The following is an 18,123-nucleotide window of genomic DNA, read 5'->3' as shown; positions in this document are numbered from 1 at the left end:
CTAAAAAAGAGTAGGTGAACCCGTTGTTTAATCATTTTACAGTATTAAAAGAAGAATCAGTCCAAGGCTTACATATTAAACCTGATGGTGTGTATGTTGATTGTACATTAGGTGGAGCTGGACATAGCGAGAGAATTGTTCAGCAATTAACCGATGGCGGCCATTTGTATGCATTTGACCAAGATGTGACAGCAATTAATGCAGCGCATGAGACATTAGGCAAATATGAAGGACGTTATACGCTAATTCAAGCGAACTTCAGACATTTGCGTGAAGAACTAGAGCAATTAAATATAACTAAAGTAGATGGGATTTTGTTTGACCTAGGTGTCTCCTCTCCACAACTTGATGAAGCGGAGAGAGGATTTAGTTACCATCAAGACGCACCTTTAGATATGAGGATGAATCAACAGGCTGAACTTTCTGCCTATCATGTGGTTAACGAGTGGCCATTTGCAAAGCTATTTTCGACTATTTCTCGCTACGGAGAGGAAAAATTCGCCAAACAAATAGCTCGAAAGATTGAAGCGTTTAGAGAGACTCAGCCGCTAGAAACGACAGGTCAACTGGTTGAGGTGATCAAAGACGCAATTCCTGCTCCGGCTAGAAGAAAAGGCGGGCATCCTGCTAAACGAACTTTTCAAGCCATTCGGATTGCTGTGAATGATGAGTTAGGTGCTTTTGAAACAGCGTTACAAGACTCATACGAACTTTTAAATGTAGGTGGAAGACTTTGTGTCATTACGTTCCACTCGTTAGAAGATCGACTTTGTAAGCAGATGTTAAAAGAATGGTCAAAAATGCCAGATCTTCCTCGTGGTCTTCCTGTCATTCCAGAAGGGTTCGAACCAAAGATGGAGATCGTTACACGTAAACCTGTTATCGCTAGTGAAATAGAGTTGGATGAGAATAACCGTTCTCGTTCTGCCAAATTACGTATTGCTGAAAAGAAAAATTAAGGGGGTCAAACTATGCTGGCACGTCAAGTTCAACCGAATCATCAGCCTAATACAGCACCACAAACTCAAAAGGTCATTCGCACTTCGAGGGCCAGAATTACGCTTGGAGAAAAATTAATTGCATTGTGTCTTGCGGGTATCGTTCTCGTATTAGCAGGATTGGTTGTACATAATTACGTTTCGATTTATAGTTTAAACAAACAAAACCACGATATCCAAACAACGATTACGAATCAAACACAGGTTAATGAGGGCTTGAATTTGCAAGTGGTAGAGGCTAGTGACCCGGATCGGTTGTTTAGTATCGCGAAAGAAAATGGGTTTGAACTTAACGCAGAAAACGTAGAAGTTGTAAACAAAAACTAGTTCATACGTTGAACTAGTTTTTTTTCGAATATTTTCTATTACACTTGAATTGTAGGGAGTGTTAGAGAGCATGGATATCAAAAGAGCTGCCACGAACAAACGTGCATTAATGTTATTGGTTTGTTTTCTTGTTCTGTTCCTTGTCTTATGCGGTCGTATTGCTTATATACAAGCTGCAAAAGAAGTGAAAGGACAAGATTTATCAGCCATAGCAGAACAAAGATGGCAAAAAAGCCAAGTCATTGAAGGAAAAAGAGGCACGATTTATGATAAAAATGGTGACGCCGTAGCTGAGGAATTACAATCCTATAGCGTATATGCTGTTTTATCTGAAGATCAAGTTAGTCACGTGCGAGATCCGGAAGAGACAGCTGAGAAGTTAGCTCCATTAATTGATCTTGAAACGTCTGAGCTAAAGCGTATGTTGGAACAGGATAAGTTCCAGGTTGAACTGGGATCAGGGGCGAGGAATCTATCCTATGAGAAGATGACTGAGATTAAGGAACTTGAGTTAGATGGCATTCATTTTACGAAGCAACCTCGCAGATATTACCCTAAACAAATGTATGCGTCTCATATCATAGGCTATACCGAACGTGATATGGCCGTTGCTAGAATGGGGTTAGAGAGAAGTTTAGACGACTTGTTAAGTCCTGAAAACGGATCGATTCAATATGATAGTGACCATAAAGGCATTCCACTACCAAATCCAAATAATACAATCACACCTGCAAAAGATGGTGATGATGTATTTTTGACATTAGACTCCAATATTCAGGTGGCTTTAGAGCAAGTGATGTCAAAGGTGGACGAGGAATATTCACCTAAAAAAATGACGGCAATTGTAGCAGACCCTAAAACAGGACAGATTCTTGCCATGAGTAATCGTCCAAGCTTTAATCCAAATGAATATGAATCAGTTGAAAACTATACAAATTATGCGGTATCAGATCGTTTTGAACCTGGTTCGACGATGAAGATGTTTACAGTGGCATCGGCAATTGAAGAAGGTGTCTGGAATTCAGAGGAAAAATATAAATCTGGTAGCTATCAAGTAGACTCTGAATATGAAATTAGTGATCATAAAAAAGGAGGCTTGGGGCACGATCTCCTTTAGAGAGGGTTTTCTGCGTTCATCTAACGTGGCGATGATGATATTGGCACTAGAGAAACTCGGACCAGATAAATTATATGATTACTGGGATAAATTTGGTTTTTACGATAAAACGGGTATTGACCTTCCTAACGAGACAGATAGCCAGATTGCGCAAAATGGTCGATCTGATGCAGCAACTACCTCTTTTGGACAAGGTTCTGCAGTAACACCGATTCAAATTGTTCAAGCTGCAACGGCGATTGCTAATGATGGAAAGATGATGAAGCCATATATTATTGATCGAATTACGGATCATGATTCGGGAACTGTCATCGAGCAAAATGAACCGACTGAGGTTGGTCAGCCAATTTCTAAAGAGACAGCGGCAGAAGTTCGCAAATTATTAGGAGAAGTTGTCAGTGAGCCAGAAGGGACTGGTAATGCATATCAAATTGCAGGATTTGATATCGCAGGAAAAACAGGCACGGCTCAAGTATTAAATGAAGATGCACCAGGATATATGACTGGTCATGGGAATAACTTGTTTTCATTTATGGGTATGGCTCCAGAGGATGATCCTAAGGTTATGGTATATGTTGCTGTAGAGCGGCCACAGCTGGATGATCTGGAAATTGGTAGCGAACCTGTTGCCTTAATCTTTAATACAATTATGCAACGTAGCTTAGATTATTTAAACATTGCTCCAACCGTTGAAGAAGTGAAAGAAGAAACAGCGGCAGGATATAAGATGGAGGATTTACAGGGTGAGTCGGTTGAGCAGGCCGTTAGTGATTTAGAATCAAATGGTTTGCAGGTCATTACTCTTGGAGACGGAGAGAACGTAAGTGCACAGCAGCCTCAGTCAGGCGTTGGTTTGTTAGAGGGAGAAAAAGTGGTTCTCTATTCAGATGAGGGACCTTATCAAATGCCAGATATGACTGGATGGTCAACTCGTGATGTCTTAAAGGTTGCTGCTGTTTTAGGAGTAAAGCTTGATTCAGAAGGAAATGGATTTTTGAATCATCAAGCTCCAAGTGCAGGTGAACAAGTGCAAGAAGGCGATTCAATTCAAGCAGAGTTCTCCAGTGAGGAAGATGTGCAATCAGATGAAGATCATCCTGAGGACGAGTCACAGGAAGAGCTTGATCTAGATGTGGAAACAGATCGAGACGTATCAAATTAATCGAATGAGTTCTTTTAACTGTCTCTGATTCATAAGCTGATACAAGCATAAGCTTGTTTCAAAGCAAGAGAATCGGAGGGAGTTAACATGAGAGTATCTCAAACGACAGTGAGGAAACGACTCATTGCGATTTTAATAATTGGACTGGCTGTTTTTCTTATCATTGCTGGTAGGCTTGGATATGTTCAATTTGTAAAAGGAGAAGAATTAACTCAGCTAGCTATGGATTCGTGGAGTCGAGTGATTCCGTTTGAACCCAAAAGGGGAGAAATTCGCGATCGAAATGATGAGGTATTAGCCACGAATGTTAGTGCACCTTCTGTTTTGGTTGTACCGAGACAAATTGAGGATCCTGAGCAAAGTGCAGAGAAGTTAGCGGCTATTCTTGAAATGGACAAAAGCAGTGCGCTTGAACAGTTAACGAAATCTGAATCAAGAGTATGGCTGCGACCTGAAGGCCAAAAAATTAGCAAGGAAAAGGCAAGTGAGATTAGAAGTTTACGATTACCCGGTGTATTTATTGCAGAGGATAGTAAGCGGCACTACCCACATGGAAGTTATCTCTCTCATGTATTAGGTTTTGCTGGTATTGATAATCAAGGACTAACGGGGCTTGAATTGTATTATGACGAAGAGCTAAAAGGTGAGCAGGGGCATGTATCTTTTTTTTCGACCGCAAAAAACAGTCGCATGCCTAATCTTGCTGATGAATATCAAGCACCTGTAAACGGATTGGATATGAGGTTAACGGTTGATAGCCGTGTACAAACGATTATGGAAAGAGAACTTGATATTGCTGAGGCGACCTATAATCCTGATGGGGCGATGGCGATTGCTATGAATCCTAAAACAGGTGAAATTCTTGCCATGAGCAGTAGACCAGATTATAATCCAGAGAACTTTCAAGAAGTATCAGCTGATATATATAATCAAAATAAACCAGTTTGGATGCAATATGAGCCAGGGTCTACTTTTAAAATCATTACATTAGCCGCTGCTCTTGAAGAAGGAAAAGTTGACCTAGAGCATGATCAATTTTATGATCCAGGTTATATTGAAGTGTCTGGACATCGATTACGCTGTTGGAAAAAAGGTGGGCATGGACAACAAACGTTTTTAGAAGTTGTACAAAATTCCTGTAACCCCGGCTTTGTCACGTTAGGTGAACGACTAGGTAAGGACCTTTTATTTGATTACATTGAGGATTTTGGGTTTGGCTCTAAAACCGGCATTGATTTACAGGGTGAAGGCACAGGAATCTTATTTAACCGAGATCGTGTTGGTCCGCTTGAACAAGCTACAACGGCGTTTGGCCAAGGGGTGGCAGTGACACCGCTCCAGCAGGTAACGGCCGTGTCTGCAGCTGTTAATGGCGGCTATCTGTATAAACCATTTATCGCGAAGGAATGGGTTGACCCCGAGTCAGGCTCGGTTGTCAAACAGCAATCACCTTATATGAAACGACAAGTTATTTCTGAAGAGACATCAAAAAAAGTACGAGATGCGCTTGAAACCGTTGTGGCCCTTGGAACAGGAAAAGGGGCATTTGTTGATGGGTATCGGGTCGGTGGTAAAACAGGTACAGCTCAAAAAGCAAAAGACGGGAAGTATCTTGAAAATAATCATATTGTCTCATTTATTGGATTTGCCCCAGCTGATGATCCAGAAATCGTTGTGTATGTAGCTGTAGATAATCCAAAAGACACCTTACAGTTTGGTGGCATTGTTGCAGCACCGATTGTAGGAAATATCATTGGTGATAGTCTAGCTGCAATGGGTGTAGAAAAAAGAACAGATCAAGTTGAGAAAAAAGTATCATGGAACGACGAACCCATTATGGAAGTCCCGGATTTGGTTGGGCGCACGAGAAGAGAGATCCATGAAGGCTACATGGAGCTAAAGCTTGACGCTGCTGGAGAAGGGGAAGTTGTGATCACACAATCTCCTGAACCTGGGAGTAAAGTAGCAGCTGGCTCAACAGTCAGAATATACATGGGTGACAAATCAGAAACAAACGACTAAAATATAGTTTGTATGTTTTCGTGAGTGGGTATACAAGAATGCTTGATTGAAAATATGACAGCTTATCGCAGTGAATGAGAGGGTTTTAACAATGATGATATTAGAAGAGCTGCTCCGGCCGCTGCGCACGACAAGTGAACTAACGCCTGAGCAGAAACAAATACAAATACAACATGTAGAGATGGATTCAAGAAATGTGACTAGTGGATCACTCTTTATTTGTATAAAAGGATACACAGTTGATGGTCATGATTTTGCTGATAAAGCAATAGAACAAGGAGCCGCCGCAATCATTGCTGAGCGGTCTCTTGACGTCTCAGTTCCATTAATTTTAGTAGATGATGCAAAGCGGGCAATGGCGCGAATTGCTAGTCATTTCTATGATGAACCAACAAAGAAACTACAATTAATCGGAGTAACCGGTACAAATGGAAAAACCTCAACAACTCATATTCTTGATCAAATTCTTCGGGATGCAGATCAAAAAACAGGGTTAATTGGAACGATGTACACAAAAATTGATGATCAATTTTTTGATACAGCAAATACAACACCTGAATCATTGGTTCTACAACAGACGTTTAACAACATGAATCAAGCTGGTGTGGATACAGCTGTTATGGAGGTCTCTTCTCATGCCTTGCATCATGGTCGTGTAAGGGGATGTGATTTTGACATCGCGGTTTTCACCAATCTAACACCTGATCATCTTGATTATCATGAAACAATGGAAAAATACTTATTTGCAAAGAGTTTGTTATTCTCTCAACTTGGTAATACCTATGAAGGAAAAAAGGCCGTCATTAACATTGATGATTTATCTGGACCACGCCTTGCTCAGCTTACGACAGCTGAAATAGTTACATACGGTATCCGTAAATCGGCTGATGTTCGAGCGAAGGATATTAAATCTACACCAGAGGGTACAACATTTGTTTTGGAAGCCTTCGGTGAAGAAACAACCGTAAGCTTTAAACTAGTTGGTTTGTTTAGTGTGTATAATGCTCTAGCAGCAGTGGCCGCGGCTATTGCATCCGGTTTAGAGTTAGAACAAGTTAAGGAAAGTATTGAGCGAGTGCAAGGCATTGCAGGGCGATTTGAACCGGTTCAATGTGGTCAACCTTTCTCAGTCATAGTGGATTATGCTCACACAGCGGATAGTTTAAAAAACGTGCTTGATACAGTATCTGAATTGACGAATGGACAGGTAACTGTTGTTGTTGGTTGTGGTGGTGATCGTGATGCAAGCAAACGACCAGTTATGGCGGAGATTGCTGTAAAACAAGCTGATCGAGCTATTTTCACATCAGATAATCCAAGGTCAGAAGATCCTGAATTGATTTTAAAGGATATGACAAGCGGCCTTTTGGCTGATAATTATGAAACGATTCTTGACCGAAAACAGGCAATCTACCGTGCGATTGAAGAGGCCGAAGAAGGTGATGTTGTTCTAATTGCTGGTAAAGGACATGAAACCTATCAAGATATCGCCGGAGTAAAGCACCATTTTGATGATAAAGAAGTCGCTGAAGAGGCGATCAGAGGAAGGTTAACATGAGTATCTCTCATCAACTAGTACAAACAATTGCAAAAGCTACAAGAGTTAACGATGCGAATCCAACAAGCTTTCTAAGTGTTTCAATTGACACTCGAACACTTAAGCAGGATGCGTTGTACATTCCAATTAGTGGTGAACGATTTGATGGACATCACTTTATTGACAAAGCCATCAAAGCAGGTGCTAAAGCAAGCCTTTGGCAGGAGGATATTCCAGTCCCTGAATCAATACCTCAGGATTTTCAACTATATTATGTGGAAGATACCTTACAAGCTCTTCAGCTTTTGGCAAAACAGTACCGAAATCATGTGAACCCTAAAGTCATTGCTGTAACGGGTAGTAACGGGAAAACTACGGTGAAAGATATGCTTTCATCGATTCTAACTTTTGCTGGTACAACATATAAAACACAGGGGAATTATAATAACCATATTGGGTTGCCATTAACCATTCTTGGTATGCAGGAAGATTGTCAGTATTTAATTTTGGAAATGGGCATGAGTGGCTATGGTGAAATTCACTTATTAAGCACATTATCTGAACCAGATGCTGCATTAATCACCAATATAGGTGAGTCTCATATGGAGCAGTTAGGTTCAAGATCAGGCATTGCAAAAGCAAAAGCAGAAATTAGAGATGGGTTAGTCTCAGGCGGTATTCTTTATATTGATGGAGATGAACCTCTTCTAACAGCTCTTTCAGATGAGACCGTTTGTTCAGTTGGTTTTTCAGAGACAAACCGAATTCAAATTAAACAAATCCGTTCTGACTCAGCAGGTTTTCATTTTACATTGGATAGTATCGGAGATCTCTCCATTCCATTACTGGGAAAACACAATGTTAAAAATGCAAGCCTTGCAGCTAGCCTTGCAGCAGGACTTGGTGTTTCATCTGAACATATCCAAGATGGATTAAAACAAGTGGAGATTAGTAGTATGAGACTTGAACGTTCGATGGGAATGCATGGAGAATTAATCATTAATGACGCCTATAATGCAAGCCCTACTTCAATGGAAGCTTCCATTGAAGCATTAAAAGAACTAGAAGGATTTACAACCTATATTGCAGTACTTGGAGATATGTATGAATTAGGGGAGAATGAAAAGGAATTACATGAGCGGATTTCACGTTCGATTCAAGCTCCAATCACCCACCTTTTAACTGTTGGTCAAAAAGGAAAATGGATATCTGATGTTGTATCAAAAGAGACGACAGATCTTCAAATCTTGCATGCAGATACAGTTCATGCAGCGGCCGTGCTTCTAAAACCATTACTGGATAAAAAAACAGCCGTACTTCTTAAAGCATCAAGAGGATTAAAACTAGAACAGATCTTAAACGACTTAGACGAAAGCGGGAAGGGGGAGATGAACAAATGAATGAACAACTTCTGCTTCTTACGCTGATTATTTCATTTGGAGTAGCGGTTATGTTTTCGCCGCTATTCATCCCATTTTTAAAAAGACTAAAGTTTGGCCAGAGTATCCGTGAGGAAGGCCCTGAATCACATCAGAAAAAAAGCGGCACGCCTACAATGGGTGGAATCATCGTCGTTTTAGCTATCTTTGCAACGGTCCTCGGAATCACTATTAGTACAAATAATTTGTCACCGGAAATTATCCTACTTCTTATTGTAACTGTAGGATACGGCTTAGTAGGTTTTCTCGATGATTATATCAAAGTAGTGAAGAAGCATAATTTAGGACTAACGTCTAAACAAAAGCTTGTTGGACAACTAATTATTGCTGTTATCTTTTACCTAGGACTTATTCAAATTGGTTTTTCAACAGAAATTGCTATTCCAGCAACGTCTTTTTCCGTTGATATCGGCTTTCTATACCTTCCACTAATCATTGTTATGCTTGTTGGGGCTTCCAATGCGGTTAACTTAACAGATGGTTTAGACGGCTTACTGGCAGGGACAGGTGCTATTGCTTTTGGAGCGTTTGCTATTCTTGCATGGAATGCAGGCTTTCTAGATGTTTCACTATTTAGTGCTGCTGTTGTTGGAGCTGTCCTTGGCTTTTTAGTCTTTAATGCTCACCCTGCAAAAGTTTTTATGGGGGATACTGGTTCATTGGCTCTTGGTGGAGCGATTACAGGTATTGCAATCTTAAGCAAAATGGAACTAATGCTCATTTTAGTCGGTGGCGTTTTTGTAATAGAGACATTATCTGTTATTATTCAGGTGATTTCATTTAAAACAAGAGGCAAACGAGTATTTAAGATGAGTCCACTACATCACCACTATGAACTTTCTGGTTGGTCAGAATGGCGTGTGGTTGTGACGTTTTGGCTTGTAGGAATGGTGTTTGCTATTGCCGCAATCTATACAGGAGTGTGGTTATAAATGAAGCAAGCAGAACAATATCAAAATCAACATGTGCTCGTGCTAGGTTTAGCAAAAAGTGGCTACGCAGCAGCTAGATTATTGCATCAATTAGGAGCAAACGTTACCGTTAATGATGGAAAATCATTAGAAGATAATCCGCAGGCGCAGGAGTTAATCGAACAAGGTATTGAAGTGATTTGCGGTTCACATCCACTGTCACTATTAGATAAGCAAGTCGACTTAATTATTAAAAATCCAGGAATTCCTTATTCCAATGTATTACTTGTGGAAGCAGAAAAAAAGAACATTCCTATTCAAACTGAAATCGAGCTTGCTTACCAAATAAGTGAAGCTGATATCATTGCTATCACAGGCTCTAACGGAAAAACAACAACAACTACGCTAATAACCGAGATGCTTTATAATAGTGGTAGGTCACCCCTAGTTGCCGGTAATATTGGCATTGTTGCTTGTGAAGTTGCCGAGCAAGCGACAAACGATGATATCATTGTGATGGAATTATCAAGTTTCCAGCTAATGGGTACAGACAAATTCCGTCCAAAAATTTCAGTTTTACTTAATCTATTTGACGCTCACCTTGATTATCACGGGACAAAGCAACACTATATTAATGCAAAAGCCCGAATTCAAGCGCAACAACAAGAATCTGATTTTCTTGTTTATAATGTGTCTGATGAAATCATTAATGAGATCGCACAATCAAGCTCTGCGACAAAGATTGGATTTTCAACAAGTCAGTTGGTACCAAATGGCTTAGATGTAGCAGACGGATATATCCGTTATCGAACGAAACCAATGATCGCAGTGAAAGATATTATGCTTCCAGGTAAACATAATATTGAAAATATCCTGGCGGCTGTTGGAGCAACCATACTTGCTGGAGCATCGCTCACACAAATTCAACATGTTCTAAAAACATTTGGTGGTGTAGAGCATCGCTTACAGTTTGTAAAAAATCAAAATGAGAGATTGTTTTATAATGACTCAAAGGCAACCAATATCCTCGCAACATCAAAAGCATTAGAAGCTTTTGACAAGCCAGTGATTTTACTCGCTGGCGGATTAGATCGAGGCAATTCATTTGAATCATTAATTCCATCATTACGTGGTGTGAAGTCAGTCATTACGTATGGAGAAACAAAAGACAAAATCGCAGAAACAGCACGGTCCATTAACATTCAATCTGTGCAAGTTGTAAACAAAATCGAGGAAGCCGTTACAGCTGCTTACGAAGAATCAGAAGCAGGAGACGTCATCCTGCTATCCCCAGCCTGTGCAAGCTGGGATCAATTTAAGACCTTTGAAGAAAGAGGCCAAGCCTTTATCAAAGCGATTAACGATTTGTAAGTCAATAAATCACAGCTTAAAGAATGCCTCTGAGGTTACATTTCCTCAGAGGCATTTTGAGTTTTTTTGGATTTGTAAGTGACTTTGTTTAAGTTGCTGTATAAGTGAGAGTAGACCGTCTATTCATACTTCTATAAAAATGAATAGTCATGAACTTAAATTTCACTTTATGTCTCCACTTAACTAAGCGGAAGGTATGGGAGGGCCGACTCCCTCCGAAAAACCTAATGTATCAGTGTTTTAAAGGCTATATTAACAGGTTAAAAAATATTTTTTATGATTACGCTAAGTTATTCATTCCAATAATGTTTATTAAAGGAATATGAGCGTACGCTACGCTAATAGATGTAGGGAATCTCATCCAATTATAACGATATGGGTGCTTCAATGAGCTCTGCTCAACTTATGTGGACATACCCTCCCATGTCTCTTAGCGTCGTGCGCTCACATTCCTTCGTTGGGTCTCTTCATAAGGCAGAGTCGGATTTATGCTCCTGTATGGACTCGAGGTCAAAAGTCGTCTTTATTACCGATTCTCCAAGTCACCATTTTTCATATTCCTTTAGGCTTCCTTATGAAGCGAGCGAGGATCGTGCTTTTTGAAGAGGAGGGCTATCACTCCTCATCTTTTCAGCATCAAACGCCATCTGGTGATGGCTTAACCCCCAAAAGATCTTCAATAGCTTACTACAGAGAACCACCAAGGCTTCCTTCTTTTGAAGCGGATTTTGACTTCTTGAAATGTAGTACGTATAGAGATCTAAGAAAGCTTGGTTATTCCGGATGAGCGGGAGAACCGCTCGAAAGAGCAGAGAACGCAAGCGGCGTCTTCCTCGTTTAGAGAGCCTCTTTCGTCCTTGATGTTGGCCGGAAGAATTCTCACGTAGCGTCAATCCCGCTAATTTTGTCAGTTGGCGTGGATGACTGTAGTTGGTGAGTGGTCCCGTTTCAGCGAGTAATTCACAAACGGTCTCTTCACTAATACCAGGGATAGAGATTAAACTCTCATAGGCGTCTACTTGTCGAGCGAGCTCTCGCATCGTCTCTTTCGTTTCTTCTAACTCCGCACAAGTTCGTTCATATTGCTCAATGAGCGAACGAATATCTTGTCTCGCAAACTCGTTCCCTTCGGTTAACCCAATGGATTGAGACGCTAATACTTGAACGTTGTGCAATCTCTTTCTAGAGGGGTTCCTGATCGCTTCTTTTTCTTTGATCTCGGATAGAAAAGACTCTACCTCAAGATCATGCCACTCCTCAGGTAAGGGACGGTACTTTAAGATGCAGACAAGGGTTTTCCCCATGGCTTTAAAGGCTCCATGTAATTCTGGGAAATACCGATCCATCCAACGGATGATCTGGTTGGTCACACGCGCCCTATCTTTTTTTAACCGGTCTCGAAGGGTTGCGCCATTACGCAGTTCTGCATCTACGCCCGTCAAGAAACGCGGATAGCTAAAATATCCCTGAGTGACCATTTTCGCAATCACACGAGCGTCTTTACGGTCATTCTTCGTTTGTAGGTTATCATCAAACTCTTTGGCTCGATTGACGTGCAGCGGGCTTACCAAGACAAAAGGAATGCCATGATGGTTTAAAAATTGCGCAAGATTCATCCAGTAATGACCGGTTGGTTCAAAGCCAATGAGGATGTTTGTTTTTTGATGAGCCTTCTTTAGTTGTTCAAGCTCGTCATAGAGGTGGTGAAACCCATTTCTTGATTGATGAAACGGAAAGGCATCACTAAGTTCACGGCTGCGATCATTCACAGCACATGCGTAGTGCTTGAATTTGGCGATATCAATGCCAATCACCAATGTATCCTCTTGAACTTGATCTAATCGATCATTGCGCGTATGATTCATAGTAAGTCCTCCTCGATGTGTTGTTTGGGTACAATTGCATCTTAACGGAGGGCTTTTTTTGTGTAAATAGGACGAAAAGAAATCCCACAGGAATGCTCCTGTGGGAGTAAAGGGCAGAGTTGAAATACACTGGCGTAGCCAGTTTAGTTCAACGCCCGCCCACGGAAAGCGTGCCCCCCCATACCTGGAGTGTGGCCAGAGCTATGTAACTCGATAACTGCAGGATAAGTTAGTTGGGTTACTTGCACAATGGACATGTTTTATCATGTCCAAGCATATGTTGTATTAGGCAAAGACTTAAGTGAGCAATCGAGGTGTCCTAATGCAAAAATCAAAGTCCGCTCCAGATTATATCTTGTTGCTTACCACACTAACACTCTTATCAATAGGAGTAATCATGGTTTATAGTGCTAGTGCTGCGTGGGCGGAGTATCGGTTTGAAGATTCCTTTTTCTTTTTAAAAAGACAACTGTTTTTTGCAGGTGTTGGTGTAACGCTAATGATTTTTATTATGAAAGTAGAGTATTGGACATGGCGAACGTATGCAAAACTTATACTCATTGTGTGTTTTTTGCTGTTACTCTTAGTTCTTGTACCAGGAGTAGGTCTGGTTCGCGGGGGAGCTAGAAGCTGGCTTGGAGTTGGAGCATTCTCCATACAACCCTCAGAATTTATGAAAATGGGAATGGCAATCTTTTTGGCCAGGTATTTATCTGAAAATCAAAAGAGAATTGTATCCTTTAAAAAAGGATTGCTTCCAAACTTAGCACTCGTTATGAGTGGTTTTGCCCTCATTATGCTCCAACCAGACCTAGGCACAGGAGCAGTAATGGTTGGAACCTGTGTTGTGATGATTTTTGTTTCAGGCGCAAGAGTTAGCCATTTTCTTTGGCTTGGAGTTGTAGGTCTTCTTGGTTTTGTCGGATTAATCGCTTCTGCACCTTACCGCATTCAACGTATCACGTCTTTTCTCGATCCGTGGAGTGATCCATTAGGTAGTGGGTTTCAAATTATTCAATCCCTCTACGCAATCGGACCTGGTGGCTTAATGGGGTTAGGTTTTGGAGATAGCCGGCAAAAATATTTTTATTTACCCGAACCACAAACTGATTTTATTTTTGCAATTTTAAGTGAAGAGCTTGGATTTATCGGTGGCTGTTTGATTTTAACCTTATTTGGCATTCTTCTCTGGAGAGGAGTGCGTGCCGCATTGGCAGCACCTGATTTATATGGAAGCTTACTGGCTGCGGGTATCGTCACGATGATTGCCATTCAAGTTATGATTAATATCGGTGTTGTATCAGGATTAATGCCAGTAACTGGAATCACCTTACCGCTATTAAGTTACGGCGGCTCATCCCTTACATTAATGCTTGTTTCTATTGGTATTCTCTTAAATATAAGTAGACATGCCAGGTGGTGAGTTGGTGGAACTCGGAAAGACATACAGACAAGCAAAAAGACGAATGGACCGATGAATTAGGTTCGTTCGTCGTTTGCGTTTTCTCTCTTGCAATGGCGAGTGAGGACTTGGTATTGGAAGAAGGTTCTTGGTGTGGAGAGCAAGGTCTTGTTGTGATGAGCAAGGTCTTCGTATTTGTTGAGTGCTCTTGGAGTGTTGAGTAGAGTCCATATAATTGTGTAAAAGTAAAAATAAAAAAAAGGCCAATGGCCCATCCTCGTGATACACTATTTTCGCCAAGAAAATCATCAACAGGAGGAATGGGACATGACCCAATTTAATTTTAACGTAGATATGGATGTAATTAAAGAGGAATTAATAGGCTCAAATTTAAATGCGACGATTAAATCTTCGATTATTCTGATTCTCAATCAAATGATGGAACAGGAGCGCGATGAGTATCTGAAATCCAAGCTCTTATGAACGCACTGGAGATCGGGTTGATTATCGTAATGGGTACTATGAGAGAGATTATATGCTTTCAATTGGGAAGATCACTCTTAAGGTGCCTCGTTCGCGTAATGGAAAGTTCTCTCCGTCTCTTTTTGAGCGCTATCAACGAACAGATCAAGCACTGATAGCAACGATGGTTGAAATGGTTGTCCAAGGGGTTTCAACACGCAAAGTGACTCAAGCGGTCGTGAAACTGTGCGGAGAAAATGTGTCTAAATCCTTTGTATCAAGTCTAACAGAAAGGTTAGATCCTTTCGTCAAAGAGTGGTCGAGTCGATCTTTAGTTGGAAAAGAATATCCTTATATCTATACTGATGCGCTTTATATTAAGGTACGCGAGTACCAAAAAGTCGTGTCCAAAGCAGTCTACATCGCTGTGGGCGTGAATGAAGATCACAAAAGAGAAATCATTGGTTTTCATATTACACATGATGAAACGAAAGCTTGGATGGGAATCTTTCTTCGAAAGTCTTCAATCGCGTGGGCTTTTATCTCCAAAACTCGTGATATCAGATGCCCACAAAGGCTTAAAAGCAGCGATCCACGAAGCATTTACAGGCTCAAGTTGGCAGCGGTGCACCGTTCATTTTAAACGAAATATCTTTAGCGCCCTTCCAAAAAAAGAAACAGAAACGTTTCGCTCATTGATTAAAGATATCTTTACTCGCCAAACTCAAAAAGAAGCACGAGCCCTTTATCAAGAGATCGCATCCAATTACGAAGGACAGAAGAAGTATGAGAACGCGTTAAATAAACTTGAAGAAGGACTTGAAGATGCCATTCAATATATGAGCGAGCAGAAATCGTATCATCCGTTATTGCGAAGCACAAACAACCTAGAGCGGTTGAATTCAGAAGTCCGCCGTCGAGAAGGGGTCATACGTATTTTCCCTAATCAACAATCCGCGTTCCGTTTGATTGGAGCGGTTCTGAAGGATTACGACGAATTGAAGTTGTGTAAGAGAAAGTATTTGCCTGAAACGTAATATGAAATAGAGGAGCCGACGGCTCCTCTATCCTAAACCGATAATGAAAACAAATTATTCATTAAGATCAAGACTTGAAAATAGTGACGAGGTATTTTACACATAAATTAGGACTTGACCGAGTGTTGCATGAGGTTCTTGCCAAAGTTTCCTTTTCTCTTGCTAATGAAGAGAGGTTCTTGGTTCCGCTGATGTTTTTCTTGGTGTAAGGTCCACGTGCTTAGTAAAAGCTTCATGCCTTTTGATGTTTCCTCCGTTTCTCATGCTAACAGAGCGGACTTCTTGATGGATCTGCAATCTATCTTGGTTACGATCAGGTGTTTCTAGGTATTGTCCTTCGCTCTTCACACTCCGCCATAGACCTTCCGCCGCCTTGCTACAATAGCCTTTTACATCATTTTATTTACACCTAAACCTCTTTTTTAGGTAAGTCTGACGAGATTCTGCATAAAAGCCCAATTTATCACAAGATCTCACACAGGTTTCGAGTGTCAAGCAAGTAGGGTTCGTGCTAAAATAAAGGGTAGAAGGATAATTGGGTAAGCTTGCTTATGCTTATACTAAAGTTATACATAACCGATATTATAGAAGAACTGTACGCCATGTTCAGTTCCGACTCACATTAATTTAGGATGAAAAGTGAGGGAAACTATGAGGGATGTTAGAGATTGGCTTGAAAAAGAACAAGTAGGTAGTGTGAAAATAGATGAGCGTTTATCAAAACATACAACATGGAAAATTGGCGGTCCAGCTGATCTACTAGTAGAGCCGAGTAGTAGAGAAGGCTTGATAAAGACAATGAGCTTCATTCGGGAGAAACAGATCCCGTGGAGAGCGATTGGAAGAGGCTCGAATATACTTGTTTCTGATGAAGGTTTAGAAGGCATTACAATTAAACTTGGAAAAGGTATGGATGCTCTTGCTGTAGATGACGAACTTGTTACAGTGGGAGCAGGTTACCCTCTGGTGAAATTAGCTACTTTAATTAGTAGACAAGGTCTTTCAGGACTTGAGTTTGCAGGTGGGATTCCTGGTTCTGTTGGTGGGGCTGTGTTTATGAATGCTGGTGCACATGGTTCGGATATCGCAGCTATTTTTGTGAAAGCTCTGATTCTTTTTGAAGATGGACGATTAGAATGGCTCTCTCATGAAGAGATGGCATTTTCTTATCGAACATCAACACTTCAACGTGAATTAGCTATTTGTATCGAGGCTGTTTTTAAGTTGAAAAAAGGAGACCGTGCTGAAATTGTTTCGAGAATGCAAGAAAATAAAGCGTACCGAAAAAAATCTCAGCCCTACTCATATCCTACATGTGGAAGTGTGTTCCGCAACCCGTTACCGAACTATGCTGAAATTTAATTGAAGAAGCAGGGTTAAAGGGTCATCAAATTGGAGGGGCTCAAATTTCTGATATTCATGCTAATTTTATTGTAAATGTGGATTCTGCAAAAGCTCAAGATGTGTTGGATTTGATTCAACACGTTCAAACCGTTATATATGAGAAAAGAAAAATTCGTATGGAAACCGAGGTAGAGCTGTTTGGAAAACAAGAAACTCCATAATTATGATTTAGGGTATACCCAAAAACAGTTGATCTAAGTGAGGAGAAGGGAGTAAAAATGAGTGATAAAAAAGTAATTTCAGTTAATGATCGCATCCCTTCATTAAAGGAACAACGGAAACAGCGTGCAAATCGTAGACTTCTGTTTTTTTTGGGTATCTTCTTTGTTTTGTTAGTACTAATGATTTATTTCCAATCACCGCTTAGTAACATTAAAGAGATTCAAGTAAATGGAAATGTAGTGGCTGATGAAGAAGAAATTATTGAAGCAAGTGAACTATCAATAGGAGATAGTATTTGGAACTTACATAAAGAGTTAAGTGTGACACAGATGGAAGAACTCAAAGAAGTGGCGTCAGCTGAACTATCGAGAAAACTTCCTAATAAGGTAGAAATCCAAATTACCGAATACCCAAGAGTGGGTTATGTAAAACAACAGGACGGCTATTATCCAATGCTTGAAAGTGGTGCCATTCTTGATGCGCTTCCTGAAGGCGACATCCCCTCTGATGCACCAGTTATTATTGCTGAAGAAGAGATGGTGAAATTAGAAAGGCTTGCTGCAGAGCTTGGTGAAATATCCGATCAGATTAAGGAACGAATCTCAGAAATATTGTTCATTCCTACAGAAGAAGACCCATTAGCATTAAGGTTATATATGAATGATGGATTAATCGTTCAAACCTCTGTTAACAATTTTTCAGAGTGGATGACACCGTATCCTTCCGTTGCAAAAGAGGTGGACCGATCAAAACATGGAATTCTTCACATGAAGATGAGTCCTTATTTTGAAGATCTTAACTATCAGGAGGAAGAAGAGATTGAGGAATAGGGGATGGACTACCCATGACAAAGGTCAGAATAAGCCGCTTAGCAACGAGGTTAGATTAGGAACAAGCTCCCCTGAAT

Annotated in this window: 12 protein-coding genes and 3 pseudogenes; 14 read left to right on the top strand and 1 reads right to left on the bottom strand. The window is 40.6% G+C overall.

Features of this window, described 5'->3' with window-relative positions:
- The first annotated feature begins 23 nt into the window (after window positions 1-23).
- The 9 genes and pseudogenes from rsmH to murD all read left to right on the top strand — a co-directional run bounded on the left by rsmH (window position 24) and on the right by murD (window position 10,884).
- Window positions 24-959 (top strand): 16S rRNA (cytosine(1402)-N(4))-methyltransferase RsmH, encoded by a 936-nt coding sequence (gene rsmH, locus NDM98_RS04455; protein ID WP_251604934.1) that lies wholly within the window; start codon window positions 24-26, stop codon window positions 957-959.
- Between the two features lie 12 nt (window positions 960-971).
- Entirely contained in the window at window positions 972-1,325 is a 354-nt protein-coding gene (gene ftsL / locus NDM98_RS04450) for a cell division protein FtsL (protein WP_251604931.1), read from the top strand.
- A 70-nt stretch (window positions 1,326-1,395) separates the two neighbouring features.
- Window positions 1,396-3,333 (top strand): annotated as a pseudogene (locus NDM98_RS24550) (peptidoglycan D,D-transpeptidase FtsI family protein).
- A 13-nt stretch (window positions 3,334-3,346) separates the two neighbouring features.
- Window positions 3,347-3,604 carry a PASTA domain-containing protein gene (locus NDM98_RS24545; protein ID WP_373370390.1) on the top strand — a complete coding sequence of 86 codons (258 nt, stop codon included), beginning with the start codon at window positions 3,347-3,349 and terminating at the stop codon, window positions 3,602-3,604.
- A gap of 87 nt (window positions 3,605-3,691) precedes the next feature.
- Window positions 3,692-5,626, top strand: coding sequence for a stage V sporulation protein D (locus NDM98_RS04435; protein WP_251604925.1), 1,935 nt, complete (start codon window positions 3,692-3,694; stop codon window positions 5,624-5,626).
- A 94-nt stretch (window positions 5,627-5,720) separates the two neighbouring features.
- Window positions 5,721-7,184: a UDP-N-acetylmuramoyl-L-alanyl-D-glutamate--2,6-diaminopimelate ligase gene (locus NDM98_RS04430; protein ID WP_251608940.1), complete on the top strand. Its 1,464-nt coding sequence runs from the start codon at window positions 5,721-5,723 to the stop codon at window positions 7,182-7,184.
- Complete coding sequence (locus NDM98_RS04425; RefSeq protein ID WP_251604923.1) at window positions 7,181-8,563, top strand: UDP-N-acetylmuramoyl-tripeptide--D-alanyl-D-alanine ligase; 1,383 nt, start codon at window positions 7,181-7,183, stop codon at window positions 8,561-8,563. The genes NDM98_RS04430 and NDM98_RS04425 overlap by 4 nt, the downstream gene beginning before the upstream one ends.
- Complete coding sequence (gene mraY / locus NDM98_RS04420) at window positions 8,560-9,534, top strand: phospho-N-acetylmuramoyl-pentapeptide-transferase (protein ID WP_251604921.1); 975 nt, start codon at window positions 8,560-8,562, stop codon at window positions 9,532-9,534. The genes NDM98_RS04425 and mraY overlap by 4 nt, the downstream gene beginning before the upstream one ends.
- A complete protein-coding gene (gene murD, locus NDM98_RS04415) occupies window positions 9,535-10,884 on the top strand; it encodes a UDP-N-acetylmuramoyl-L-alanine--D-glutamate ligase (RefSeq protein ID WP_251604919.1) in 1,350 nt (449 codons plus the stop codon).
- Between the two features lie 572 nt (window positions 10,885-11,456).
- On the opposite strand, the gene NDM98_RS04410 is transcribed toward murD, so the two are convergent.
- Window positions 11,457-12,749: an IS110 family RNA-guided transposase gene (locus tag NDM98_RS04410; RefSeq protein WP_251604502.1), complete on the bottom strand. Its 1,293-nt coding sequence runs from the start codon at window positions 12,747-12,749 to the stop codon at window positions 11,457-11,459.
- 322 nt (window positions 12,750-13,071) lie between these two features.
- Between NDM98_RS04410 and spoVE the strand changes: the two genes are divergently transcribed.
- From spoVE to NDM98_RS04385, 5 genes and pseudogenes are all read left to right on the top strand, one after another.
- Window positions 13,072-14,172 (top strand): stage V sporulation protein E, encoded by a 1,101-nt coding sequence (spoVE, locus tag NDM98_RS04405; RefSeq protein WP_251604917.1) that lies wholly within the window; start codon window positions 13,072-13,074, stop codon window positions 14,170-14,172.
- Window positions 14,169-14,375 (top strand): hypothetical protein, encoded by a 207-nt coding sequence (locus NDM98_RS04400; protein ID WP_251604915.1) that lies wholly within the window; start codon window positions 14,169-14,171, stop codon window positions 14,373-14,375. The genes spoVE and NDM98_RS04400 overlap by 4 nt, the downstream gene beginning before the upstream one ends.
- Before the next feature lie 103 nt (window positions 14,376-14,478).
- A pseudogene (locus NDM98_RS04395) lies at window positions 14,479-15,650 on the top strand (IS256 family transposase).
- A gap of 651 nt (window positions 15,651-16,301) precedes the next feature.
- Window positions 16,302-17,215: pseudogene (gene murB, locus NDM98_RS04390) on the top strand (UDP-N-acetylmuramate dehydrogenase).
- Window positions 17,216-17,272: 57 nt separating this feature from the next.
- Entirely contained in the window at window positions 17,273-18,046 is a 774-nt protein-coding gene (locus NDM98_RS04385; RefSeq protein WP_251604913.1) for a cell division protein FtsQ/DivIB, read from the top strand.
- The last annotated feature ends 77 nt before the right edge of the window (window positions 18,047-18,123 follow it).

Origin of the sequence: Alkalicoccobacillus plakortidis (genome assembly GCF_023703085.1) — a bacterium.
Lineage (GTDB): Bacteria > Bacillota > Bacilli > Bacillales > Bacillaceae_D > Alkalicoccobacillus > Alkalicoccobacillus plakortidis.
This window is presented reverse-complemented; position numbering and strand designations above follow the sequence as displayed.